This is a genomic window from Tepidimonas sp. (genome assembly GCF_046292505.1).
In the GTDB taxonomy this organism is placed as follows: Bacteria; Pseudomonadota; Gammaproteobacteria; order Burkholderiales; family Burkholderiaceae_C; genus Tepidimonas.
The window spans coordinates 1-866 of sequence record NZ_JBKBQX010000152.1 but is presented as its reverse complement, the minus strand read 5'-3'; the positions used below and the strand labels follow the sequence as shown (position 1 = coordinate 866).

Sequence of the window (866 nt, the reverse complement as noted above, 5' to 3'; positions counted from 1 at the left end):
ACCAGCATCGGCAAGGTCATGACGCTGGAGGCAAACACCGGCGCGGCCAGCCAGGCCCCGAGCAGCAGCCACACCTCATGCCTACGGCTTCGGTACTCCCCGTCGCTACACCGTTGCCGGTGACGGCCACGTTTCCTGTCGACGCCGGAGTTAGCCGGATACCTTTGTCATTGGCTGGCATGAACGGCCCGTCGATCTGTCCGACGACGTCCAGCCGCCAGTCATACCCGCCGAAACGCGACAGCTTGCGGTGACGCTTTACGCCTTTGGCATCGTACAGGTACAATACGTCGACCTGCTGGACATAGCGTAAGCTCTGCGCCTCTGCGGCGCTATAAGGCGTCTCGATTTCGTAGATGATAGCCGCCGTGGCGTCATCGTACGTGTAGCTGACGTCATCGGCGTAGCCGACATCTAACGTATATTCTGTTCCGGCTTTCGCCGTGATCTTACCGAACGTACCGTTCATGTTGGTGGCGTTCGGGAAACCGGCGAGTGCTACGCTTTCGCCTACATCCGCGCCCAGCGTGGGACTGTCGATGATAAGCGGGTTAGTCTGTACCACGTTGACGATAGCTTCCGGGTCATAAACCTGGACGCCGTCTTCGTCATGGAACCGCGCCTTGTAGTCGGCAAACTCGATGATCTGCGCTTGATCTTCGCTAAACTCGTACGGAATAAACGTACTCGGCTTGTCGTGATAGCACATAGGCGCGCTAAACATCGTTCCTGACCGGCGCAGCGCCGGTCCCTGCGGCGCTGCAATCCAGTTGAACAAGCTGCGCATGGACGCGCGGTAACGCTCAAGGTCGACCCGCCCTTCAAGCAGTATCGAAAACTCGCCCGCATTTAACGACTGGATAAGA

1 pseudogene is annotated in these 866 nt (G+C 58.4%); it reads right to left on the bottom strand.

Annotated features, from left to right (window positions below):
* Positions 1–16 precede the first annotated feature (16 nt).
* Positions 17–866, bottom strand: a pseudogene (locus ACK4TH_RS12410) (hypothetical protein); the annotation flags it as partial.